Source organism: Streptomyces sp. NPDC097981, assembly GCF_040302565.1.
Lineage (GTDB): Bacteria > Actinomycetota > Actinomycetes > Streptomycetales > Streptomycetaceae > Streptomyces.
This window is the reverse complement of the sequence record NZ_JBEORW010000006.1, coordinates 203,138-225,753: the sequence shown is the minus strand read 5'-3', so window position 1 is coordinate 225,753 and position 22,616 is coordinate 203,138. Positions and strand designations below refer to the sequence as shown.

The window sequence follows — 22,616 nt, the reverse complement described above, 5'->3', positions numbered from 1 at the left end:
TCAGCCCCCCAGCCTAACCCTCCGGGCCGCCCCGGAACGTTCCACCAGGAGCCAACCGCCCAGTGCCATGGCGATCGCGGCGGGCGCGGTGACCGGGAGGGCCACCAGGGTGGCGCTGTGGCCTTCGAGCAGGCCGCCGAGCCCGGTCATGGACAGGCCGAGGACGCCGAGCAGGCAGAGCGTGATCCCGAGGGCGGCGAGGGGCCCGCTGCCGGGCTCGGCGGTGCTCGGCGCGGGGGCTTCGAACCTGCGGAAGACGGCGACGAGCACGGCGGTCAGCCCGGCGGCCGCGAGCAGCCGCAGGGGTACCTGGGCCCACCAGGCGGCGGTGGCGGGTGCGGGGAGCCCGATGCCGAGCGCGAGCTGGGCCCCGTACACGGCGAGCATGGCGGTGAGGTGCCAGAGGAAGGCGGTCATGGCGATCCCGTTGGCGGCGACGACGGCGCGCCAGACGCGGGGCCGGGCGAGCCGGGCGGCGGCGGGGGCCCGCAGCAGTTCCACGGCTCCGACGAGCCAGATCCCGTGCGCCAGCAGGGCGAGGGTGGGCGGGGCCATGTTGGACACCTTCTCGCCGGGCATCCCGACCATGGACAGCGGGTACGGGCCGTACGCGACGAGCAGCACGGCGCCGGTGAGTCCGGCGGCGGCGAGCGGGCCGGGGCGGGTGATCCGGCCGTCGGCGCGCAGGAAGCCGAGCTGGTGGACGGCGAGCCAGACGAAGGCGAAGTTCAGGAACTCGACGTAGGGGACGGCGAGCGCGAAGCGGAGTACGTCGACGGCGGCCGCGGCCCCCGCGAGCAGGGCGAAGGCCCCCCAGCCCCGGCGTTGGTGGAGTTTCAGCAGGGCCGGGGTGAAGGCGACCATGGCGAGGTAGATGCCGATGAACCACAGCGGCTGGGTGACCAGCCGCAGGGCGGCCCCGGTCAGCCGCCCGTGACCGCCGCCGGCGAGCTGTACGGCGAGCGCCCCGGCGGTCCAGACGAGGACGAAGACGAGCGTGGGCCGCAGCAGCCGCTGGAGCCGGGCGCGCAGGAAGGCGGCGTAGACGGGCCGCCCGTCGGCGCGCCGGGCCAGGGACCGGTACGACAGGGCGTGCGAGAACCCGCCGACGAAGAAGAAGACCGGCATGATCTGCAGTCCCCAGGTGAGCACCTGGAGCGCGGGGACGAGGGCGAGCAGATTGCCTATGCCGTCACGGCTGACGGCGGCCATCAGCCAGTGCCCGAGGAGCACGGTCCCGAGCGAGGCGACCCGCAGCAGGTCGACGTACCGGTCCCGGCTCCCGGGGGTGGCCTCGGCGAGGTCCTTGGCGGTGTATCCCATGGGGGCACGCTCCCGCGCGGGACCCGGCCGGGACCAGAGTGCGGATACTCATTTCCCCCTGGGTACCCGCGGCGTGGGCCGCCGGGGCTCCGGGGCCCCGGGGCCTCCCGGCCGGACGGTCAGGACGGCAGCACCGTCCCGCCCGGGGCCGGGCCGGTGGCCGTGCGGGTGGTGCGGCAGGTGCCGGAGGCTTCGAGGGCGGCGGCGACCTTGAGCGCGGACTCCGCGTCGCGGACCAGGAACGCCGTCGTCGGCCCGGAGCCGGAGACCAGCGCGGCCAGGGCTCCCGCGGACGTGCCCGCCTCCAGCGTCGCGGCCAGCTGCGGGCGCAGCGACAGCGCCGCCGGCTGGAGGTCGTTGGCGAGGGTCGCGGCGAGCGCGTCCGGGTCGCCCGACGCGAGCGCGGCGAGGAGCGCCGGCGAGGCCTCCGGGGCCGGGACGGACCGTCCCTCGGCCAGGCGGTCGAACTCGCGGAAGACGGCCGGCGTGGACAGGCCGCCGTCGGCCACCGCGAACACCCAGTGGAAGGTGCCCGCCGCGACCGGGGTCAGGAGCTCTCCGCGCCCGGTGCCCAGTGCCGCCCCGCCGAGCAGGCTGAACGGCACGTCGCTGCCCAGCTCCGCGCAGAGCGACAGGAGCTCGGCCTGCGGGGTGTCCAGGCCCCACAGGGCGTCGCACGCCAGCAGGGCACCCGCCCCGTCCGCGCTGCCGCCGGCCATGCCGCCGGCCACCGGGATGTTCTTCGCGATGTGGATGTGGACGGCGTCGGACAGGCCGTGGCGGGCCGCCAGGATCTCCGCCGCGCGCGCGGCCAGGTTCGTCCGGTCCAGGGGGACCTGGTCCGCGTCGGGGCCCGTGCAGGTGACGGTGAGGGCATCGGCCGGGGTGACGGTCACCTCGTCGTACAGCGACACCGCGAGGAAGACGTTGGCCAGGTCGTGGAAGCCGTCGGGCCGGGCCGCGCCGACCGCCAGCCGGACGTTGACCTTCGCGGGGACCCGTACGGTCACGCCGCCGCTCACAGGGCCGGCCTCGGCGCCGCGGGCTTGTGCTCGGCGATCGCCGCGAACTCCTCCACCGTCAGCGACTCCCCGCGCGCCTGGGGGGAGACCCCGGCGGCGACCAGTGCCGCCTCGGCGCCCGCCGCCGAGCCGGCCCAGCCGGCCAGCGCGGCGCGCAGCGTCTTGCGGCGCTGGGCGAAGGCCGCGTCCACGACGGCGAAGACCTCCGCCTTCGTGGCGGTCGTCTTGATCGGCTCGGTCCGCCGCACCAGCGAGACCAGGCCGGAGTCGACGTTCGGCGCCGGCCAGAAGACCTTGCGCCCGATGGACCCGGCGCGCTTGACGTGCGCGTACCAGTTCGCCTTGACCGAGGGCACTCCGTACACCTTGCTGCCCGGCTCGGCGGCCAGCCGGTCGGCGACCTCCGCCTGCACCATCACCAGCGTCCGCTCGATGGTCGGGAAGCGGTCCAGCATAGTCAGCAGCACCGGCACGGCCACGTTGTACGGGAGGTTCGCGACGAGCGCGGTCGGCGCCGGACCCGGCAGTTCCTCCACCAGCATCGCGTCGGAGTGCACCAGGGCGAAGCGGTCCTTGCGGGCCGGCATCCGCGCCTCGATGGTGGCGGGCAGCGCCGCGGCCAGGATGTCGTCGATCTCGACGGCGGTGACCCGGTCGGCGGCCTCCAGCAGCGCGAGCGTCAGCGACCCCAGGCCGGGCCCGACCTCGACGACGACGTCGTCGGGGCGTACCTCGGCGGTGCGCACGATGCGGCGCACCGTGTTGGCGTCGATGACGAAGTTCTGGCCCTTCTGCTTCGTCGGGCGCACGCCGAGTACGGCGGCCAGTTCCCGGATGTCTGCCGGGCCGAGGAGGGCGTCGGGGGGCGTGCTGGTCGTGCTCTCGGGCTGCTGCTCTGCGGTGCTCACCGGTAAAGCGTCTCAGATCAGCCGGGTGATCCCGAGCCGGACCGGGGCGTCCGGTCCAAGGACGTGTACCCGCCGCGGACGGGTGGCGCGGGCGTGGAGGCGCAATCCCGCGCCCGGCGCCGGCAGCAGCGCCCCGGTCTCGCCGGTGCTGCCGTCCGGTCAGCGACACCGCCGGCGAAGGGGCACCCGTTCGATCCGGAACCCGGGCATGCTGCTTGCGGCTACCGGTAAAGCCTGCGGCCGCAGTGCGGCCAGGGGCTCGCCCCCCGCTGCACGTAGAGCTTCTTCGCCCGGTACGTCTGTTCCGGGCCCGGGGCGTCCTGCGGCCGTCCGCTCCCGCCGAGGCTCTGCCAGGTGTGGACGTCGAACTGGTAGAGGCCGCCGTACGTGCCCGAGGCGTCGGTGGCGGTGGGCCGTCCGCCGGACTCGCATTGGGCGAGCGCCGCCCAGTCGAGGCCGTCCGCCCCGGAGACGGAGGCCGGCAGCGGTTGCGTGCCGACCCTGACGAGCTGGGTGACGGGCTCGCGGACGGTCTCCTCGGCGACCTTGCGGGGCTTCTGCCGGACCCCGTTGACGGTGCGCAGCACGTACGTGGCCCTGCGCGCTCCGGGGCGGCCCGCCCGCTCGACCACCTCGGTGCCGGCGAACAGGTCGTCGTCCTCGGTCCTCTCGGTCGCGTACGGGATGCGTTCCTCGCGGACCTCGCGGGTGCCGGTGACGCGGAGCACGGTGACGGTCTGGCCGTCGCGCGGGAAGGAGGCGGGCGGGACGGAGGTGGTGTCCTGGCCCTGGAGGGTGATCCCGGCCTGGCCTAGGGCCTCCTGGATGGTGGCGGCGTTGGTGCGGATGGTGCTCTCGCGGCCGTCCGCCATGAAGGTGACGCTGCGTTCGGTGCGGACGGAGAGGGCGAGGCCGGCGCGCGGCACGGGGGCGGTGCGCGGGGCGGAGAGGTAGGCGCCCTCGACGCGGATGCCGAACTGGCGCAGTGCGCCCTCGACGGTGTCGGCGGTGGTCCACACCTGGCGGCTCTCTCCGTCGAGGGTCAGGCGCAGGGGGCGGCCGTGGCGGACGACGACCTCGCCGCCGTCTTCGAGGGCCTCCGTGCGGGCCGGGGCGACGAGGTCGTGGGGGCCGACGCCGAGTCCTTCGGCGGCGAGGAGCTGGTCGACGTCGCCGGCGAAGGTGTGCAGCGTCCTGGGTTCTCCGTCGACGGTGAGGCGTACCGATTTGTCTGCGGCGACGAAGGCCGTGGTACCGCCGGCCAGGAAGGCGACGACCAGCGCCTGCGGGACCAGCCGCCGCCAGCTGTCCCGGCCCGCGGCCGTCCCTGCGGGGGCGGCCCGGCGCCGCCGCCCGGTGCCGGCGGGCCGGGCGGGGACTCCGGTGGCCGGGCCCGTGGCGGGGCCGGGGTTCGGGCTGCGCCGGCGCCCGGTGCCGGGCACGGCGGGGGGCGCGAGGTCCGTGCCGCCCGCCGGGGGCGCGGCCCGTCGCCGTCCGGTCGGGGCGGCGGGTACGGGGCCGGCCTCGCCGCTCTTGCGGCGCCGGGCGGCGCGCCGCTCTCCCGTGCGCACGGCGGGCTCGGTGTCCGGGGCGGCCTCGTGCCCGTACACCCCGGTGAAAGGACTCTCGCTCACGACGCTCGCTCCACTGGTCCGGTCCCGTCGGTTCGGGCACGGCACCCTAGCGGAGCGCCCGTCACCCACCAAAGCCGGGCCGCTACGCAGCGTGTCGGGCGGGGGGCGGGGATCAGTAGTCGAAGGCGCGCGCCGTGTTCGCCGCCAGGGCGGTGGCCATCGTGTCCTCGCCGATCCCCCGGACCGCCGCCATCGCCCGTACGGTCAGCGGAATGAGGTACGGCGCGTTGGGCCGTCCGCGGTACGGCGCCGGGGTGAGGTAGGGGGCGTCCGTCTCGACGAGCACCAGCTCCCGCGGCGCCACGGCGAGGGCTTCGCGCAGCGGCCTGGCGTTCTTGAACGTCACGGTCCCGGCGAACGACATGTAGTACCCGGCGGCGGCGCACTCGCGTGCCATCTCGGCGTCTCCGGAGTAGCAGTGGAACACGGTCCGCTCGGGCGCGCCCTCCTCGCGCAGGATGCGCAGCACGTCGGCGTGGGCCTCGCGGTCGTGGATGACGAGGGCCTTGTCCTGCCGCTTCGCGATCTCGATGTGGGCGCGGAAGGAGCGCTCCTGCGCGGCCATCCCCTCGGGTCCGGTGCGGAAGTAGTCGAGCCCGGTCTCGCCGACGGCCTTCACGTGCGCCAGCGTCGCGAGCTCCTCGATCTCGGCCAGCGCCTCGTCGAGGGCGGCCTCCCCGCCGCCGGCCCGCACGCCCTGCCTCGACCATCCTCCCCCAGCCCCAGGGGGCTGGGAGGTGCCCCCAGGGTCTCCGTGCACGATGCGGGGGGCTTCGTTCGGGTGGAGGGCCACGGCGGCGTGGACGTTCTCGTACGCGGCGGCGGTCTCGGCCGCCCAGCGGGAGCCCTTCAGGTCGCAGCCCACCTGGACGACGGTGGTCACTCCGACCGAGGCGGCCTTGGCGAGTCCCTCCTCGACGGTGCCGCCCTGCATGTCCAGATGGGTGTGGGAGTCCGCCACCGCCACCCGGAGGGGTTCGGGCAGGGGCGGCGGGGTGTCCTTGGAGGCAGTGCTCATACGGCCGATCTTATGACCGGCGGAAGATCCTCATCAGTCGGGAGAGCCAGCCCCCGCGCTCGGCGGCCTCGTCGACGGCGACGGGCCCGGGGGCGTCGTGCGCCGGGATCTTGCGCTGCTTCGGGGCCCGCGGGACGTTCGCGCCGGCCGGCACCGGGCCGGCGATCCCGGGCGAGATGCGGTGGTGGTAGAGCTTGTCGATGGTGCCGAGGACCGATGACACCTGGCCTTCCCGCATGATCCGCACCACGTGCCCGCCGCAGTTGTGGCAGGTCGGGTTCGACAGCGGGGAGGGGACCCGCTCGCCCTTGACGGTGCAGATGATGAAGGGCTGGCCCTTGCCGTCGACGTGGTGCTCGATCTCGTAGCCCTGCTCCCAGGCGTACCCGCACTTCATGCACGCGAAGGAGTACGCCTCGTGCACGATCTGGACTCCGGGCCTGGGCACGGAGACGGGTACGGCGGGTACGGGTACGGGTACCGAGGTGTCTGCGATCTCACTCATGCCAGCTCCTCTTTTTCCACTGGTGCCATTGCCAGTGGACGCCTCTTCGGGCGGGAGCGCATCAGGCCCTGTCTACTGTTGGACGGTCTTTGGTCGACTCATGCCAAAAGCGCCGGGTGCGCGGTCTGAGCTTTGCTTTTCAGGTTAGCTCTTTACCGTCTTACAGCATCTTTTGAGCCGCATTCTTTGCCGCGACGACCGCGTCGAAGACCTCCCGCTTGGGTACTCCCGCCTCGGCCGCGACCGCCGCGATGGCTTCTTTCCGCCGCTCCCCGGCCTCCTCGCGCACCTGCACCCTGCGCACCAGCTCCTCGGCGTCCACGTCGCCGGGCCCGGCCGCCGGGGCGCCCTCCACGACGATGGTGATCTCCCCGCGCACGCCTTCGGCGGCCCAGGCCGCCAGCTCGCCGAGCCCGCCGCGCTTGACCTCCTCGTACGTCTTGGTCAGCTCGCGGCACACGGCGGCCCTCCGGCCGGTGCCGAAGACCTCGGCCATCGCGGCGAGGGTGTCGTCGAGCCGGTGCGGGGCCTCGAAGTAGACGAGCGTGCGGCGCTCGCCCTCGACCTCGCGGAGCCGGCCGAGGCGCTCGCCGGCCTTGCGCGGCAGGAACCCCTCGAAGCAGAACCGGTCCACCGGCAGGCCCGACAGGGCGAGCGCGGTGAGCACGGCGGAGGGCCCGGGCACGGCGGTGACCTTGATGTCCTTCTCCACGGCGGCGGCGACCAGCCGGTAGCCGGGGTCGGAGACGGACGGCATGCCGGCGTCGGTCACCAGCAGCACCCGCCTGCCCTCCTCCAGCGCCTCGACGAGCTCGGGGGTGCGGGCCGACTCGTTGCCCTCGAAGTACGAGACGACGCGCCCGGTGGTGTGCACGCCGAGTCCCTGGGTCAGCCTGCGCAGCCGCCGGGTGTCCTCGGCGGCGACCACGTCGGCCCGCTCCAGCTCGGTTGCGAGCCGGGGCGGGGCGTCGGCGAGATCGCCGATCGGGGTGCCGGCGAGCACGAGCACGCCTGCGGAAGAGGAGGTTTCGGAGCCGGGGAGCTGGTCAGTCGTCACCCGTCCATCCTCTCAGCCGTCCCGCCCGGCACACGCTCCGACCGTCCCCGGCACTGGGGTTCGCACAGGTGCGTTCCCTACGATGACCCGGTGACCAGTACCGCGACGCCGTCGCCCAGCCCCGCGGGGGCCCCGCCCGCCCCTGTGGCGGGACGCGAAGAACAGCCGTCCACCTGGCTGCGCCGCATGCGCGGCTTCGGCTACGCGCCGCCCGCGGACACCCGGCGGCAGGACGTCCGGCGGCAGGACGTCGGCACCCGCCTGGTGCCCCCGTACGCGCAGCCCTCCCCGCAGTTGTGGGCGGCGCTCGGGCTCCCGCCCTCCGAGTGGGACGTCTGGCAGCGCGTGCTGGCGTGGGCGGGGCCGGTGCTGGTGTCTCTGGTCGCCGGGGTGCTGCGCTTCGTGCACCTGGGCAGCCCGAAGGCGGTGATATTCGACGAGACGTACTACGCCAAGGACGCCTGGGCCACGATCCGGCAGGGCTACGAGGCGAGTTGGCCCAAGGACATCGACAAGTCGATCCTCGCCAATCCGGACGGGGTCGCCCTCCCGCTGGACCCCGGCTACGTCGTGCACCCGCCGGTCGGCAAGTGGGTCATCGGGCTCGGCGAGTGGATGTTCGGCTTCACGCCGTTCGGCTGGCGGTTCATGACGGCCGTGCTCGGCACCCTGTCGGTGCTGATGCTGTGCCGGATCGGGCGCCGCCTGTTCCGCTCCACCTTCCTGGGCTGCCTGGCGGGCGCACTGCTCGCGGTGGACGGCCTGCATCTGGTGATGAGCCGGACCGCGCTGCTCGACCTGGTGCTGATGTTCTTCGTGCTGGCCGCGTTCGGGGCGCTGCTCATCGACCGGGACAAGGCCCGGGCCGGACTCGCGGCCGCGCTCCCAGTGGACGAGGAGGGGCGCACCCGCCCGGACGCCGCCGTCGCCGAGACGCTGCGGCTGGGCTGGCGCCCGTACCGGATCCTGGCGGGCGTCTGCCTGGGCCTGGCCTTCGGCACGAAGTGGAACGGCCTCATCGTGCTGGCCTTCTTCGGCGTGCTGACAGTGCTGTGGGACGCGGCCGCGCGCCGCACCGCGGGGGCGGGCGCCCCGTACGCGGCGATGCTGCGCCGCGACGCGCTGCCGGGCTTCCTTTCGACGGTGCCGGTTGCGGTGGCGGTGTACCTGGCTTCGTGGACGGGCTGGATCCTGAGCCCGGACAACGGCAAGGGCGGCTACTTCCGCGACTGGGCCGCGAAGAACGACCAGGGCAGCTCGCTGTCGTTCCTGCCGGAGTGGCTGCGCAGCCTGTGGCATTACGAGACCGAGGTCTACAAGTTCCACGTCGGCCTGACCTCGGGCCACACCTACGAGTCCAACCCGTGGAGCTGGCTGGTCCTGGGCCGTCCCGTCTCCTACTTCTACGAGTCCCCCGACCCCGGCACGGACGGCTGCCCGGCGACGGAAGCCGGCAAGTGCGCCCGCGAGGTGCTGGCCCTGGGCACCCCGCTGCTGTGGTGGGCGGGCTGCTTCGCGCTGCTGTACGTGCTGTGGCGGTGGTTCTTCCGCCGTGACTGGCGGGCGGGCGCGATCGCGTGCGCGCTGGGTGCGGGCCTGCTGCCCTGGTTCAACTACCAGGAGCGGACCATCTTCTTCTTCTACGCGGTGGTCTTCGTCCCGTACCTGTGCCTCGCGGTGGCGATGATGATCGGCGCCCTGCTGGGACCGGCGGGCTCGACGGAGCGCAGGCGCGCGCTGGGCGCGATCGCGGCGGGCGTCCTGGTGCTGCTGATCATCTGGAACTTCATCTACTTCTGGCCGATCTACACGGGCCAGACGCTCCCGATGGATTCCTGGCGCGGCCGCATGTGGCTGGACTCCTGGGTCTAGCAGCGACGACGGCGGGCCCGGCACCTGATGGTGCCGGGCCCGTTCGTTTTGCATGAGGCGGAATATATCCGTCCAGTAACAAGATGTGCACGGTGCGCGAACACAGCGTAAGGTCTGCACCTGGAGTTCTTTGAACACGTTCAGGGAACTGTGGCTCCTGGGGAGGGGACGTACGTGAACGGGGCGGCGAAGGGTGCCATCGTCGGCGGGGTGTTTCTGGCGATGGTCGGCGGGGCCGGGTACGGGGTGTACGCCCTCGTGGACGGCGCCGGCAGCGGGCACGGCGGCGACGCCAAGGGCGACACCGCCCTGCAAGCGGAGAAGGGCAGCGGGCCCGTCACCGACAAGGAGGCCGCGCAGACCGCGAAGGCCTTCCTCGCCGCCTGGGCGGCCGGGGACGCGCACGCGGCCGCCGAACTGACGAACAACGTGCAGGCCGCGCAGACCGCGGTCGCCGACTACCGGGCCAAGGCGTACGTGTCCAAGGCCGTGATCACCCCGGGCACCGCGGCGGGGGCGACCGTCCCGTTCACCGTGGCCGCGGAGGTCACGTACGCGGGCACCGCCAAGCCGCTCGCATACGAGTCCAAGCTGACCGTCGTACGCGGGCTGAACAGCGGGAAGCCGCTCGTCGACTGGCAGCCCTCGGTCATCCACCCGCAGCTGCAGAAGGACGAGAAGCTGCGCGCGGGCGCCCCCGCGGCCCCGCCGGTCAAGGCCGTGGACCGCCATGGCGAGGAGCTCGGCGCCGAGAAGTACCCCTCGCTCGGACCGGTCCTCGACGAGCTGCGCCAGACGTACGGCGGCAAGGTGGGCGGCAAGTCCGGGGCCGAGCTGTGGATCGAGCCGGCCGCCCAGGACGCGCCGAAGCGGACCCTGCTGACGCTGGTGGAGGGGGAGCCGAGCACGCTGAAGACCTACCTGGACGCGAAGGTGCAGGCGGCCGCGGAGAAGGCGGTGGCCAAGTACCCGGAGTCCTCCGTGGTGGCCGTCCAGCCGAGCACCGGGCAGATCCTGGCCATCGCCAACCACCGCAGGGACGGCTACAACGCGGCGATGCAGGGGGCACGGGCACCCGGCTCGACCTTGAAGATCATCACGGCGGCGATGCTGATCGACCGGGGCAAGGCGGCGGCCGACAAGCCTGCCGAGTGCGTCAAGGAGGCCTCCTGGGGCGGCCGTTCCTTCCACAACCTGAACAACTTCGAACTGCCGGGTGCGACCTTCGCCACCGCCTTCGCCAAATCCTGCAACACCGCCTTCATCAAGCAGATCGACGACGTCAAGGACGACTCGGCGCTGTCGAAGGAGGCCACCGAGGTCTTCGGCATCGGCCTCGACTGGAAGACCGGCATCAAGTCCGTCGACGGCAAGGTCCCCGCCGCGACGGGCGCATCGGCGGCCGCCGAGTACATCGGGCAGGGCCAGGTCACCATGAACCCGCTGAACGTCGCCTCCATCACGGCCACGGCGCGCAGCGGCCGGTTCCACCAGCCCCTGCTGGTGGAACCGGAGCTCGACGGCCGGCCGATCGCGAGCGCGGCGCGCACGATGAAACCGTCGGTGCGCCAGCAGCTGCTCTCGATGATGCGGCTGACGGCGACCAGCGGCACGGGCGCAGCCGCGATGTCCTCGGTCGGCGGCGACAAGGGTGCGAAGACCGGCTCGGCGGAGGTCGACGGGGCGGGCAGCCCGGACAGCTGGTTCACGGGCTACAGCGATGACGTCGCCGCGGCGGCGATGGTCGAGGCCGGCGGCCACGGCGGCGACGCGGCGGGCCCGGTCGTGGCGGCGGTGCTGTCCTCCTCCTGACGTGCCCGGCGCGCCGCTCGCCGCTCGCCGCTCGCCGCTCGCCGCTCGCCGCCGGAGGGTACCGACGGGTCCGGACCGGCCGGTCAGCGTTCGCGGACGTCGGTCAGGGTGGCGCCCGCGTGGTTGATCAGGCCCTGCGGGGCCGTCGGGAACACCGGGTGCGGGGTTGCGGCCGCCGCCCGGACCACCTCGTGGGCCGGCAGCGGCCGGTCCGCCAGGACCCGGGTCCCGGACGGGTCAGAGCGAGGCCCGGACGGCCCGGACCAGGGCCTGGGCCCGCGGGTCGGCGGTGACCGACTTGGCGTGGGCGTTCGTCACGTAGCCGAAGCCGATGCCCGCCTCAGGGTCCGCGAAGGCCAGTGAGCCCCCGCGGCCCGGGTGGCCGAAGGAGGCCGGGGACAGCAGCGGCGAGGCCGGGCTGTGCAGCATGTACCCAGGGCCGAAACGCGTGTTGACGACCAGTACCCGGTCCGGCCCGGCCGAGAGTTCCGTACCCGCCAGCCGGACCGTCTCCGGGCTGAACAGCCGTGTGCCGTCCTCCGTGTCGCCCAGCAGCGCCGCGTACATGCCGGCCAGGCCGCGTGCCGTGCCGATGCCCGCGGACGCCGGGAGTTCGGCCGCCCGGAACTCCGGGGCGTTCTCGTCCGGCGCCGGTGTGATGGCGGCGAACGCCCGCCGGGTCAGCGACGACGGGTCGGCGTACGCCTCCGAGACGTTGCGCCGGGGCCGCGCCCGGAGCACCCCCGTCTGTTCCGGCGGGTCCACCGGACCCACCCGGCCCACCCGGGCCGCCTCCGCCTCCGGCAGGCCGATCCACAGCTCCAGCCCCCGCGGGCCCGTGACCTCCTGCGCCAGCCACTTGCCCAGCGAGGCCCCGGTCACCCGGAGCACCAGCTCGGACAGCAGCCAGCTGTACGTCTGCGCGTGGTAGCCGTGGGCGGAGCCCGGCTCCCAGAAGGCCTGCTGTTCGGCGACCGCACGCGCCCCGCTGATCCCGTCCACCGCCTCGGCGGGGGTCAGCGGCACGTCGAGGGCCGGCACCCCCGCCCGGTGTGCGAGCAGGTCCCGGACCAACGCCCGCTCCTTGCCGCCCGCCTTGAACTCCGGCCAGTACGCCCCCACGGGCGCGTCCAGGTCCAGCAGCCCCCGCTCGTGCAACAGCAGCGGTACGACGGCGGCGACGCCCTTGGTCGCCGAGCGCACCACCTGTGCCGTGCCGGCCGCCCAGGGCTCGCCGGCGCCGACGCCGACGCCGTCGTCGCCGTCGACGTGCTTCGGGCCCGCCCACAGGTCCACGACCTTCCGGCCGTCCCGGTACACGGCCACCGCCGCGCCCCGGTCCCCGAGCGCCTCGAAGTTGCGTACGAAAGCGTCCCGGACGGCCTCGAAGCCGTCCGCCACCTCACCCTGGATGTTCACAGGCGGTCCAACAATCACCTGGTCCGACTTATGCCACCGATACCGAACGGGGGTCGAAGCCGAACGGGAGCTCCAGCCGGTGGGCCCGCATCAGCTCCTCGTCGCACAGCAGGTCCTGCGTGCGCCCGTCGGCCGCGATGACGCCCTCGCTGAGGATCACCGACCGCGGGCAGAGCTCCAGCGCGTACGGCAGGTCGTGGGTCACCATCAGCACGGTCACGTCCAGCGCGCGCAGGATGTCCGCGAGCTCGCGCCGCGACGCCGGATCGAGATTGGACGAGGGCTCGTCCAGGACCAGGATCTCCGGCCTCATCGCCAGTACGGTCGCCACCGCGACCCGCCTGCGCTGCCCGAAGGACAGGTGGTGCGGCGGCCGGTCCGCGAAGGCCTCCATGCCGACCTGCTCCAGGGCCTCGCGGACCCGCGCCTCCAGTTCCGCGCCCCGCATGCCGGCGGCCGCCGGGCCGAAGGCCACGTCCTCGCGCACGGTCGGCATGAACAGCTGGTCGTCCGGGTCCTGGAAGACGATGCCGACCCGGCGCCGGATCTCGGCGAAGTTGCGCTTCTCGACCGGCAGCCCGGCCACGGCCACGGTGCCGACTCCGCCGCCGAGGATGCCGTTGAGGTGCAGCACCAGCGTGGTCTTGCCGGCGCCGTTGGGGCCGAGCAGGGCCACCCGCTCGGCCTGTCCGACGGTCAGGTCCACGCCGAAGAGGGCCTGGTGCCCGTCGGGGTAGGCGTACGCGAGGCCGCTCACCTCCAGCGAGGCCGGTACGGTCGATTGCTCCATTTCCCTCTCCCTACATGGCCTTCGCCGCTACGATCGGTCATCTGCTACGGCAGCGGTCAGGGCTTGGCCGTCATGAGTCTTCCAGGAGGCGAGTGAGAAGCCGCCCCCGGGCGGAGGAGTCACCCCATCAGACAGACGGCCGTCAGCAGGACGGCCAGTGCTGTCAGAGGGAGCGCAGAGGCGCGCGCCCACTCCGTGGGCGTTGCCGCCACGTCGTCGATCACCGGCATCGATCCGGCGTAGCCGCGGCTGACCATCGCGAGGTGGACCCGCTCGCCGCGCTCGTAGGAGCGGATGAACAGGGCTCCGGCGGTCTTGGCCAGCACCCCCCAGTGCCGGATGCCACTGGCCTCGAACCCGCGCGAGCGCCGTGCGACCGACATCCGCCGCAGCTCGTCGGTGATCACATCGCCGTAGCGGATCATGAAGGAGGCGATCTGCACCAGCAGCGGCGGCAGCTTCAGCCGCTGGAGGCCGAGGAGCAGTGCGCGCAGTTCGGTGGTCGAGGCGAGCAGGACGGACGCGGCGACCCCGAGCGTGCCCTTGGCCAGCACGTTCCAGGCGCCCCACAGGCCGGAGACGCTGAGCTGCATCCCGAGCGCCTCGACCCGCTCCCCCTGCGCCACGAACGGCATGAGCAGGGCGAACGCCACGAACGGGACCTCGATCAGCAGCCGCCGCAGCAGGAAGCCGGCCGGGATCCGGGCCGCGGCCGTGACGGCCGCGACGAGGACGGCGTACAGCCCGAAGGCCCACACCGCCTCGCGCGGTGTGGACACGACGACCACGACGAAGCCGAAGGCCGCGGCCAGCTTGCAGTGCGGCGGCAGCGCGTGGACCGGTGAGTGCCCGTGCCGGTAGAGCCTGTGGGCGTGACCCGCGCCCATCTCAGAGCGCCGTGGAGGCGGTCGAGGCGGCGGTCAGGTCCTGCGCGCGGCGGCGGCGCACGGTCCAGAAGATCCCGGTGCCGACGGCCACGGTGGTGCCGACGCCGATGACGCCGGCGAGGCCGCCGGAAAGGCGGGCGTCGCCGACGTCCTTGACGCTGTAGCCGGCGAGCGGGGAGCCGGCGGCGGCGTGCTCCTTCACGTTCCGGTCGATGCCCTTGTCGGCGGCGACCTTCTCCAGTCCGTCGGGGCTGGCGGAGGCGTAGAAGGAGACGAAGCCGGCCAGGACGAGGGCTGCGACCAGGCCGGTGATCCACACGGGCTTCGTGGACCGGGCGGCGGCGGCCGCGGGCGCGGCGGCGGCCGGGGCGTCGACCAGCTCGCCTCCGACGCGCAGCTTCAGCGGCGCGGCCAGCCCGCGCGCCCCGTGCACCAGGTCCGGCCGTACGGCCAGTACGGCGCCCACGGTCGCGGCGGTGATGACGGCCTCGCCGATGCCGATCAGCACGTGCACGCCGACCATGGCGGTGAACACCTTGCCGAGCGGGACGTCGGTGGTCCCGCCGAGGGCGTACAGGAGGGTGAACATGACGGCCGCGCCGGGCACCGAGAGCAGTGCTCCGGCGAAGGCGGCGACGGTGACCGTGCGCCGGGTGTCCGGCAGGAGCTTCAGCAGCCCGCGGAAGACGGCGTAGGCGACGACCACGGTCACGACGGCCATGTTCATGACGTTGACGCCGAGGGCGGTCAGCCCGCCGTCGGCGAACAGGACGCCTTGCATGAGCAGCACCACGGACACGCACAGCACCCCGGTGCAGGGGCCGACGAGGATCGCGGCGAGCGCCCCGCCCAGCAGGTGTCCGCTGGTGCCGGCGGCGACCGGGAAGTTGAGCATCTGCACGGCGAAGATGAACGCGGCGACGAGTCCGGCGAGCGGCGCCGCCCGCTCGTCGAGCTCCCGGCGGGCACCGCGGAGGCTGACGGCCACCGCGCCTGCGGCGGCGAGGCCGGCGGCAACGGAGACGGGGGCGTCGATGAACCCGTCGGGCACATGCATGGGGCTGCTCCGCTTCCTGCGGTCTTTGAGCTGACCAAATCTTTAACCGCTTAAGCTTAATGCCTAATTGCAAATGCTTGGCAAGAGCGTCCGCAACACAAATGCGGGCGCGCAGTTTCGTTGAAATGTGCGAGGCTGGGGGGAAATACGGACTCATATGTGCCGATTCGAGGAGTCTTGTCGTGTCAGCCACCGCCGAGAATCCCCCCGCGACCTCAGCACCCACCGCCGTCGCCACAGCCGTCGCACCCGCCGCCGTCGAGGAACGCGTCACCGCCCGCGTGATCAGCGACGACCCGCTCTACCGGAAGATCCCGGTCGCGCTGCGCTTCGCCCCCGCCGAGCCGCTCGCCGTACGGATCGTCTTCCCCGGCGGCCTCTCCCCCGAGGGCACCGACAACGAGTGGGTCTTCCCCCGGGCCCTCCTCGAAGCGGGCCTCCAGGCCCCGACCGGCACCGGCGACGTACGCGTCTGGCCCTGTGGCCGCGTCCAGGCGGTCGTCGAGTGCCACTCCCCCGAGGGCGTCGCGGTGATCCAGTTCGATATCGCCGCGCTGCGCCGCTTCCTGCGCCGCGCGAACGCCGCCGTCACCCGACGGGCCTAGCGAAGGGCCGTCTCTTTCGATTCAGCCCGAACGGGCCCGGCCCCGCACCCGGCGATCGGGTGCGGGGCCGGGCCGGGCCTGATGGGCTGCGGGGTCAGGCGTTGACCAGCTCGCGGTCCTTGCCCGGGTCCTCCGGGGACCCGGCGGTGCCTTCGAGGTGCTTGCGCAGGCTCTCGCCCTCCACGTCCACGTTGGGCAGCAGCCGGTCCAGCCAGCGCGGCAGCCACCAGGCCTTGTGGCCGAGCAGTGCGAGCACCGCCGGGACGATCGTCATACGGACGACGAAGGCGTCGAAGAGGACGGCGATGGCGAGACCGAAGCCGATCATCTTGATCATCTGCTCGCTGGCGCCGATGAAGCCCGAGAACACCGCGATCATGATGACGGCGGCGGCCACGACCACCCGCGCGCTGTACTGGAAGCCGGTCACGATGGCTTGGCCCGGGCGCTCGCCGTGGACGTACGCCTCGCGCATCCGGGTGACGAGGAAGACCTCGTAGTCCATGGCCAGGCCGAAGACGACGCCCACCATGAAGATCGGCATCATGCTCATGATCGGGCCGGTCTGCTCCACCCCGAAGAGCGAGCCGAGCCAGCCCCACTGGAAGACCGCGACGACCGCGCCGAGGGCGGCGACCACCGAGAGCAGGAAGCCGAGGGCCGCCTTGAGGGGGACCAGGACCGAGCGGAAGACCAGCATCAGCAGCAGGAAGGCGAGGCCGACCACGAGTGCCAGGTAGGGCAGCAGCGCGTCATTCATCTTCTGCGAGAAGTCGATGTTCATCGCGGTCGCGCCGGTGACGAGGACGTCGTCGCCGCTGCCGTCGCGGATCGTGTGGACCAGGTTCTCGGTCTCCGTCGAGGACGGGCGGTCCTTCGGGATGACCGTGATCACCGCGGCGTCGCCGTCCTTGTTCGGGGTCGGCGGGGTGACCGCGGCCACGCCCTCCAGGCCCTTGATCCGGTCGACCGTCTGGTCGGCGAGCTTCTTGTCGCCGTCGACGACCACCAGCAGCGGGCCGTTGAAGCCCGGGCCGAAGCCCTCGGACAGCAGGTCGTACGCCTTGCGCTGGGTGGTGGAGACCGGCTGGGCGCCGTCGTCCGGCAGGCCCATCTCCAGCTTGCCCGCCGGGATCGCGATGGCGCCGAGGCCGATCACGCCGACGAGCAGCACCACGACGGGGCGGCGCAGGACGAAACGGGCCCAGCGGGTGCCGCCGTTGGCCTTGGGCGCGGCCCCGGCGGGCTTGCCCTTGCCGAACAGCTTGCTCTTCGTACCTGCCGGAAGCACCTTCTTGCCCGCGAAGCCCAGGATGGCCGGGACCAGCGTCAGGGCGACGAGGACGGCGATGACCACGGTGCCCGCGGCCGCGAAGCCCATCTTGGTCAGCATCGGGATGTTGACGACGGCCAGGCCCACGAGGGCGATGACCACGGTGAGTCCGGCGAAGACGACGGCGGAGCCGGCGGTTCCGGCGGCCCGGCCCGCGGCCTCGTCCCGCTCCCGGCCCTCGGCGAGCTCCACGCGGTAGCGGGAGACGATGAAGAGCGCGTAGTCGATGCCGACCGCGAGGCCGATCATCATCGCGAGGGTGGAGGTGGTCGTGCCGAGGTCCAGCACGTTGGCGAGCGCGGTGATGGAGGATACGCCGATGCCCACGCCGATCAGCGCGGTCAGCAGCGGCAGCCCGGCCGCCATCAGCGAGCCGAAGGTGATGACCAGGACGATCGCCGCGATCAGAATGCCGACGATCTCGCCGGAGCCCGTCTCGGGAGCCGTCATCAGGGCGTCGCCGCCGATCTCGACGGTGAGTCCGGCGGCCTTGGCCGCGGTGCCGGAGTCCTTGAGCGCGTCGCGCGTCTCGTCCTTCAGCTCCATGCCGCTGACGGTGTACTTGACGCTCACGTACGCGGTGGAGCCGTCCCGGCTCACCGCCTGGGCCTGGTACGGGTCGGTGACCGAGGCGACCTGGGGCTTGCCCGGGCCGTCCTTCAGGCCGGAGACGATCTTCTCGACCTCGGTCTTGTTCTTCGGGTCGTTGACCGAGGCGCCCGCGGGCGCCTTGACGACGATGCGGGCGGTGGCGCCGTCGGCGGACATGCCCGGGAACTTCTTGTCCAGCACGTCGAAGGCCTTCTGGGCCTCCGTGCCGGGTATCGAGAACGATCCGGAGGTGGGCGCGGACGCGGTCGCCGCGCCGAAGCCGGCGGCGAACAGCAGCGCCACCCAGACGAGGGCGACGAGGCCGCGGCGCCGGAAGGCGCCCCTGCCGAGTCGGTAGAGGAAGGTAGCCACGGAGGCGGTTCTCCCGTTCAGGTCGTGGGTTGGATCCGGGATGGATCAGGGCGTGGAGAGCCGGCCCGACGACGAGAGCGGCGTGTCAGGAGCAGCAGGAAGGAGCCCGGAAGGACTCAGACGCCGAGGGCGGGGAAAACCACGGAGTCGATGAAGTCGGCGAGGAACGCCTGGTCCACGGATCGGTCCTCCATCAGCGGCAAGGCGATGAAGGCACCGATGAGCATGTGCGGCACGAAGCGGATCGCGGGGCGGTCCGGGGCGACCTCGCCCCGGTCCACGGCGCGTCGCAGGATCTCGTCGAGTCCGGAGATCTCCGGCTCCAAGAGCAGCCTGCGCAACGCCTGGTGAAGCTCGGGACTCTCGTGGACGGCGTGGGCGAGACCCCGCATCAGCGCGGTGTCCTTCGCCATCTGCGCGTCGTCGGAGAGCTCGACCATGCGGTGGAAGTCGCCGCGCAGCGTGCCCGTGTCGATCTCCCGGAGGGAGGCCGGCTGGGTGCACCGCAGGGCCTTGGCGACCAGCTCGGGCTTGCTCCCCCACTGGCGGTAGAGGGTGGCCTTGCTGGACTTCGTACGGGCGGCGACCGCATCCATGGTCAGCGCCTCGTAGCCGACCTCGCGGAGGAGGTCGAGGACCGCCCCGTGGAGTTCGGCTTCCCGCTCGGGGGTGATCCGGCTGCGCCGCGACGAGGTTTCTTCGGACAACTCCGGCACCTCCCTTCCGAACGAAACCGTTTCGTACACCAATGACGATACCCCCGCCGCGAAGAGAACGAAACCGTTCCGTTTCGTTTCGGGGGTGGCATGGATCACCCGTACGAGTTGCCAGCCCCCCTGGGCTTGGAAAGCATTGTGGGGTGAGTCACGACGGCGCGTACCTCCGCTTCCCGCACCTCCACGACGATCTCCTGTGCTTCGCCACCGAGGACGATCTGTGGGTCGCCCCGCTGGTCCCCGAAGGCGAGCCCCCCGGCCGGGCCTGGCGGATCACCGTCGACCGGACCAGAGTCGGCCACCCCCGGTTCTCCCCTGACGGCCGGCACATCGCCTTCACCAGCTGGCGCAGCCTCGACCCCGAGATCCACCTCGCCCCGGTGGACGGCGGACCGGCCCGCCAGCTCAGCTACTGGGGCGCCACCGACACCCGGGTCTGCGGCTGGACCCCGCCCGACAAGGACGGCCGCAGCGACATCCTCGCCGTGTCCTCGCACGGGCAGCCCTTCTCGTACTTCGCCTGGGCCTACAGCGTGCCGACCGACGGCTCGCCCGGCGGCAAGCTCCCCTGGGGCCCGGTCTCCGACATCGCGGTCCACGAGGAGGTCCACGACGGGGAAGGCACCGGCGAGCGGCGCACCCTGCTGCTGACCGGCAAGCCCCCGCACGAGCCCGCCGCCTGGAAGCGCTACCGCGGCGGCGCCACCGGCCGGCTCTGGCTGCACGGCAAGCGGCTGCTGGAGGACATCGAGGGCCACCTCGACGCCCCGATGTTCGTGGACGGCCGGATCGCCTTCCTCTCCGACCACGAGGGCATCGGCAACCTGTACTCGTGCCTGCCCGACGGCACCGGCCTGCGCCGGCACACCGACCACGAGGAGTTCTACGCCCGGCACGCCTCCAGCGACGGCTCCCGGATCGTCTACCAGTGCGCCGGGGACCTCTGGCTCGTCGAGTCGCTGGCCCGGGACACCGCCCCGCGCAAGCTCGACGTCCGCCTCGGCGGCCCCCGCGCGGGCCGCCGTACGTACCAGGTCCCGGCCGCCAGCCACGTCGACTCGCTCTCCGTCGACGCCACCGGCCGGGCCAGCGCGGTCGTCGTCCGCGGCAGCCTGTACTGGCTCACGCACCGCGACGGGCCGGCCCGGACCATCGCCGACACCCCGGGCGTCCGGGTGCGGCTGCCCGAGATGCTCGGCAGCAGCGGGCAGGTCGCGTACGTGACGGACGCGGAGGGCGAGGACGCGATCGAGATCGCCTACCTCCCCCGGGCCTCCGGGGACCGGGAGCCGCGCCGGCTGGCCTCCGGCGAGATGGGCCGCGTACTGGAACTGCTCTCGGACCCGGCCGGGGAGCGTCTCGCCATCGCCTCCAACGACGGGCGCCTGCTGCTCATCGACGCGGGCGAGGAGTCCGGCGGAGAGGTCACCGAGCTGATCCGGTCCATCAACGGGCCCGTCACCGACCTGGCGTTCTCACCCGACGGGGCCTGGCTGACCTGGTCGCACCCGGGCATCGGCCGTTCGCTGCGCCAGATCAAGATGGCCCGGATCTCCGGCCCCGGCCCGCGGGCCGTCGTGGACGTCACCAACGGCCGCTTCGAGGACGACCACCCGGTCTTCACCCGTGACGGCCGCTACCTGGCCTTCCTGTCCTGGCGCGGTTTCGACCCGGTGTACGACGTGCACACCGGAGACCTGTCCTTCCCGCTGGGCTGCCGCCCGTACCTGGTGCCGCTGTCCTCGGCGACCCCCTCGCCGTTCGCGTTCACCCCCGACGGCCGGCCCGCGGCGGGCGGACTCGACCCGGGCGAGGGCGAGGCCGCCGAGGCCACCGAGGGCGACGGCGCGGTCATGGTGGAGGTGGAGGGGCTGGAGAGCCGGGTCACGCCGTTCCCGGTGACGGCGTCGAAGTACTCGGCCCTGCACCCGGTGCATGGCGGCGGACTGGTGTGGCTGCGCTGGCCGATCTCGGGCGCGCTCGGCGAGACCTTCGCCAGCCCGACCGACACCAGCGGCAAGCCCACCCTGGAGCACTTCGAGATCACCAAGGCGCGCAAGACCGAACTGGCCTCCGGGCTGGACTGGTTCGCGGTCAGCGGCGACGGCACCCGGCTCGTCGTCAACGACGACGGGGACCTGCGCGCGGTCCCGGCGACCGAGTCCGGGGACAGCGACTCCACCGTCTACCTGGACCTGCGGCGCATCCTGCACCACGTGGACCCGGCCGCCGAGTGGCGCCAGGCCTTCGAGGAGGCCGGGCGGCTCATCCGCGCGTACTTCTGGGAGCCGGACATGTGCAACATCGACTGGGACGGGGTGCTGCGCCAGTACCGCCCCCTGGTCGAACGGGTCGCCTCGCCCGACGAGTTCGCGGACCTGCTGCGCGAGGTGCTCGGCGAGCTCGGCACCTCGCACGCGTACGTCTCCCCCGCGCGCCGCAACGAGGGCCCGCCGCACTACCACCGGCCGATCGGGCTGCTCGGCGCCAACTTCGTGCACCGCGAGGAGGGCTGGATGCTCGCGCGGATCCTGCCCGGCGAGTCCTCCGACTCCAAGGCCCGCTCCCCGCTCGCCGGCACCGGCATCCGGGAGGGCTCCGTGCTCACCCACGTGGACGGGCGGCCGGTGGACCCGGTGGCCGGGCCGTACCCGCTGCTGGAGGCGGCGGGGGGCACCACGGTCGAGCTGACCTTCCAGCCCGCCGAAAGCGGCGGCCGGGCCCGGCGGGTGGCGGTGGTGCCGCTGATCGACGAGCGGCCGCTGCGCTACCAGGACTGGGTGTCCAAGCGGCGCGCGGTGGTCCGGGAGCTCAGCGGCGGCAAGTGCGGCTACCTGCACATCCCCGACATGGGCGGCTCGGGCTGGGCGCAGTTCAACCGGGACCTGCGGATGGAGATGTCCCGGCCCGCGCTGATCGTGGACGTACGCGGCAACGCGGGCGGGCACATCAGCGAGCTGGTGGTGGAGAAGCTGACCCGCTCGATCCTCGGCTGGGACCTGACGCGCAACGCCCAGCCGGTGTCGTACGCCTCCAACGCACCCCGGGGTCCGATCGTGGCGCTGGCCGACGAGGCGACCTCCTCGGACGGCGACATGATCACGGCGGCCATCAAGCTGCTCGGGCTCGGCCCGGTGGTCGGCCAGCGCACCTGGGGCGGGGTGGTCGGCATGACCGGCCGGCACACCCTGGGCGACGGCACGGTGATCACGGTGCCGATGAACGCCGCCTGGTTCCCGGAGTACGGGTGGTCGGTGGAGAACCACGGCGTGGAACCGGACCTCGCGATCCTGCGCACCCCGCTCGACTGGGCGGAGGGGCGGTACGCCCAGCTGGACGATGCCGTGCACCTCGCGCTGGAACTGCTGGAGCAGGAGCCGGCCGCGGTGCCGCCCGGCTACGCGGACGTACCGGACCTGCGGTGTCCGAAGCTGCCGCCGAGGCAGTAGGGCATGCGGAAGGGGCGCGACCGCACTGCACGGTCGCGCCCCTCGGGGTGTCCGGACGTCCGGGCGTCAGAAGTCCCAGTTGTCGTCGAGCTCGTCGTGGACCTTTTCCTTCTTCTTCTTGGTCTGGTCGGAGGCTTGCGCACCGCGCTTGGACGCTTCGTCCTTCGCGCTCTTCGCGGCCTCCGCGGCCTTGCCCTTGGACTCTGCCGCCTTGTCCTGGAACTGGTCTTTGATACCCACGCTGTT

18 protein-coding genes are annotated in these 22,616 nt (G+C 72.9%); 4 read left to right on the top strand and 14 right to left on the bottom strand.

Annotated elements, in window-relative coordinates; genetic code table 11:
* From ABTY04_RS08740 to rsmI, 7 genes are all read right to left on the bottom strand, one after another.
* On the bottom strand, nt 1-1,323 hold the full coding sequence (locus tag ABTY04_RS08740; RefSeq protein WP_352212609.1) for an acyltransferase family protein: 1,323 nt from the start codon (nt 1,321-1,323) through the stop codon (nt 1-3).
* 119 nt (nt 1,324-1,442) lie between these two features.
* Nucleotides 1,443-2,345, bottom strand: coding sequence for a 4-(cytidine 5'-diphospho)-2-C-methyl-D-erythritol kinase (locus tag ABTY04_RS08735; RefSeq protein ID WP_352212608.1), 903 nt, complete (start codon nt 2,343-2,345; stop codon nt 1,443-1,445).
* The gene (gene rsmA / locus ABTY04_RS08730) at nt 2,342-3,253 is read right to left on the bottom strand and encodes a 16S rRNA (adenine(1518)-N(6)/adenine(1519)-N(6))-dimethyltransferase RsmA (protein ID WP_352212607.1); all 912 of its coding nucleotides are present in this window, start codon (nt 3,251-3,253) and stop codon (nt 2,342-2,344) included. Before rsmA ends, ABTY04_RS08735 begins: the two co-directional genes overlap by 4 nt.
* Nucleotides 3,254-3,474: 221 nt before the next feature.
* The gene (locus ABTY04_RS08725; RefSeq protein WP_502996591.1) at nt 3,475-4,695 is read right to left on the bottom strand and encodes a resuscitation-promoting factor; all 1,221 of its coding nucleotides are present in this window, start codon (nt 4,693-4,695) and stop codon (nt 3,475-3,477) included.
* A 304-nt stretch (nt 4,696-4,999) separates the two neighbouring features.
* The gene (locus ABTY04_RS08720) at nt 5,000-5,905 is read right to left on the bottom strand and encodes a TatD family hydrolase (RefSeq protein WP_352212605.1); all 906 of its coding nucleotides are present in this window, start codon (nt 5,903-5,905) and stop codon (nt 5,000-5,002) included.
* Nucleotides 5,906-5,915: 10 nt separating this feature from the next.
* A complete protein-coding gene (locus ABTY04_RS08715; RefSeq protein WP_502996586.1) occupies nt 5,916-6,410 on the bottom strand; it encodes a hypothetical protein in 495 nt (164 codons plus the stop codon).
* Nucleotides 6,411-6,570: 160 nt separating this feature from the next.
* Nucleotides 6,571-7,467 (bottom strand): 16S rRNA (cytidine(1402)-2'-O)-methyltransferase, encoded by an 897-nt coding sequence (gene rsmI / locus ABTY04_RS08710; protein WP_352212604.1) that lies wholly within the window; start codon nt 7,465-7,467, stop codon nt 6,571-6,573.
* Between the two features lie 90 nt (nt 7,468-7,557).
* On the opposite strand from rsmI, the gene ABTY04_RS08705 reads away from it, so the two are divergent.
* Complete coding sequence (locus ABTY04_RS08705) at nt 7,558-9,339, top strand: dolichyl-phosphate-mannose--protein mannosyltransferase (protein WP_502996585.1); 1,782 nt, start codon at nt 7,558-7,560, stop codon at nt 9,337-9,339.
* Nucleotides 9,340-9,513: 174 nt separating this feature from the next.
* Entirely contained in the window at nt 9,514-11,151 is a 1,638-nt protein-coding gene (locus tag ABTY04_RS08700; protein ID WP_352212603.1) for a penicillin-binding transpeptidase domain-containing protein, read from the top strand.
* 237 nt (nt 11,152-11,388) lie between these two features.
* Here ABTY04_RS08700 and ABTY04_RS08690 read toward each other — a convergent pair whose 3' ends face one another.
* The 4 genes from ABTY04_RS08690 to ABTY04_RS08675 form a co-directional block, all read right to left on the bottom strand.
* Nucleotides 11,389-12,570, bottom strand: coding sequence for a serine hydrolase domain-containing protein (locus ABTY04_RS08690; protein ID WP_352212602.1), 1,182 nt, complete (start codon nt 12,568-12,570; stop codon nt 11,389-11,391).
* A 28-nt stretch (nt 12,571-12,598) separates the two neighbouring features.
* Complete coding sequence (locus tag ABTY04_RS08685; protein ID WP_352212601.1) at nt 12,599-13,360, bottom strand: energy-coupling factor ABC transporter ATP-binding protein; 762 nt, start codon at nt 13,358-13,360, stop codon at nt 12,599-12,601.
* 119 nt (nt 13,361-13,479) lie between these two features.
* Nucleotides 13,480-14,247 (bottom strand): cobalt ECF transporter T component CbiQ, encoded by a 768-nt coding sequence (gene cbiQ / locus ABTY04_RS08680; protein ID WP_352212600.1) that lies wholly within the window; start codon nt 14,245-14,247, stop codon nt 13,480-13,482.
* A 1-nt stretch (nt 14,248) separates the two neighbouring features.
* Nucleotides 14,249-15,304: an energy-coupling factor ABC transporter permease gene (locus ABTY04_RS08675; RefSeq protein WP_352212599.1), complete on the bottom strand. Its 1,056-nt coding sequence runs from the start codon at nt 15,302-15,304 to the stop codon at nt 14,249-14,251.
* Between the two features lie 182 nt (nt 15,305-15,486).
* On the opposite strand from ABTY04_RS08675, the gene ABTY04_RS08670 reads away from it, so the two are divergent.
* A complete protein-coding gene (locus ABTY04_RS08670; protein WP_352212598.1) occupies nt 15,487-15,909 on the top strand; it encodes an SsgA family sporulation/cell division regulator in 423 nt (140 codons plus the stop codon).
* A gap of 94 nt (nt 15,910-16,003) precedes the next feature.
* Here the strand turns inward: ABTY04_RS08670 and ABTY04_RS08665 are convergent, their stop codons facing one another.
* On the bottom strand, nt 16,004-18,205 hold the full coding sequence (locus ABTY04_RS08665; protein WP_352212597.1) for an MMPL family transporter: 2,202 nt from the start codon (nt 18,203-18,205) through the stop codon (nt 16,004-16,006).
* A gap of 116 nt (nt 18,206-18,321) precedes the next feature.
* Nucleotides 18,322-18,912 (bottom strand): TetR/AcrR family transcriptional regulator, encoded by a 591-nt coding sequence (locus ABTY04_RS08660; RefSeq protein WP_352212596.1) that lies wholly within the window; start codon nt 18,910-18,912, stop codon nt 18,322-18,324.
* Nucleotides 18,913-19,064: 152 nt separating this feature from the next.
* Between ABTY04_RS08660 and ABTY04_RS08655 the strand changes: the two genes are divergently transcribed.
* Nucleotides 19,065-22,370, top strand: coding sequence for a S41 family peptidase (locus ABTY04_RS08655; RefSeq protein WP_352212595.1), 3,306 nt, complete (start codon nt 19,065-19,067; stop codon nt 22,368-22,370).
* A gap of 66 nt (nt 22,371-22,436) precedes the next feature.
* Here the strand turns inward: ABTY04_RS08655 and ABTY04_RS08650 are convergent, their stop codons facing one another.
* Complete coding sequence (locus ABTY04_RS08650; RefSeq protein ID WP_352212594.1) at nt 22,437-22,610, bottom strand: hypothetical protein; 174 nt, start codon at nt 22,608-22,610, stop codon at nt 22,437-22,439.
* Between the last annotated feature and the right edge of the window lie 6 nt (nt 22,611-22,616).

What these genes read in the sequence shown, in the direction of transcription:
- ABTY04_RS08740 (WP_352212609.1), bottom strand. Translation starts at nt 1,323, where the DNA reads ATGGGATACACCGCCAAGGACCTCGCCGAGGCCACCCCCGGGAGCCGG.
- ABTY04_RS08720 (WP_352212605.1), bottom strand. Translation starts at nt 5,905, where the DNA reads ATGAGCACTGCCTCCAAGGACACCCCGCCGCCCCTGCCCGAACCCCTC.
- ABTY04_RS08715 (WP_502996586.1), bottom strand. Translation starts at nt 6,410, where the DNA reads ATGAGTGAGATCGCAGACACCTCGGTACCCGTACCCGTACCCGCCGTA.
- ABTY04_RS08685 (WP_352212601.1), bottom strand. Translation starts at nt 13,360, where the DNA reads ATGGAGCAATCGACCGTACCGGCCTCGCTGGAGGTGAGCGGCCTCGCG.
- cbiQ (WP_352212600.1), bottom strand. Translation starts at nt 14,247, where the DNA reads ATGGGCGCGGGTCACGCCCACAGGCTCTACCGGCACGGGCACTCACCG.
- ABTY04_RS08675 (WP_352212599.1), bottom strand. Translation starts at nt 15,304, where the DNA reads ATGCATGTGCCCGACGGGTTCATCGACGCCCCCGTCTCCGTTGCCGCC.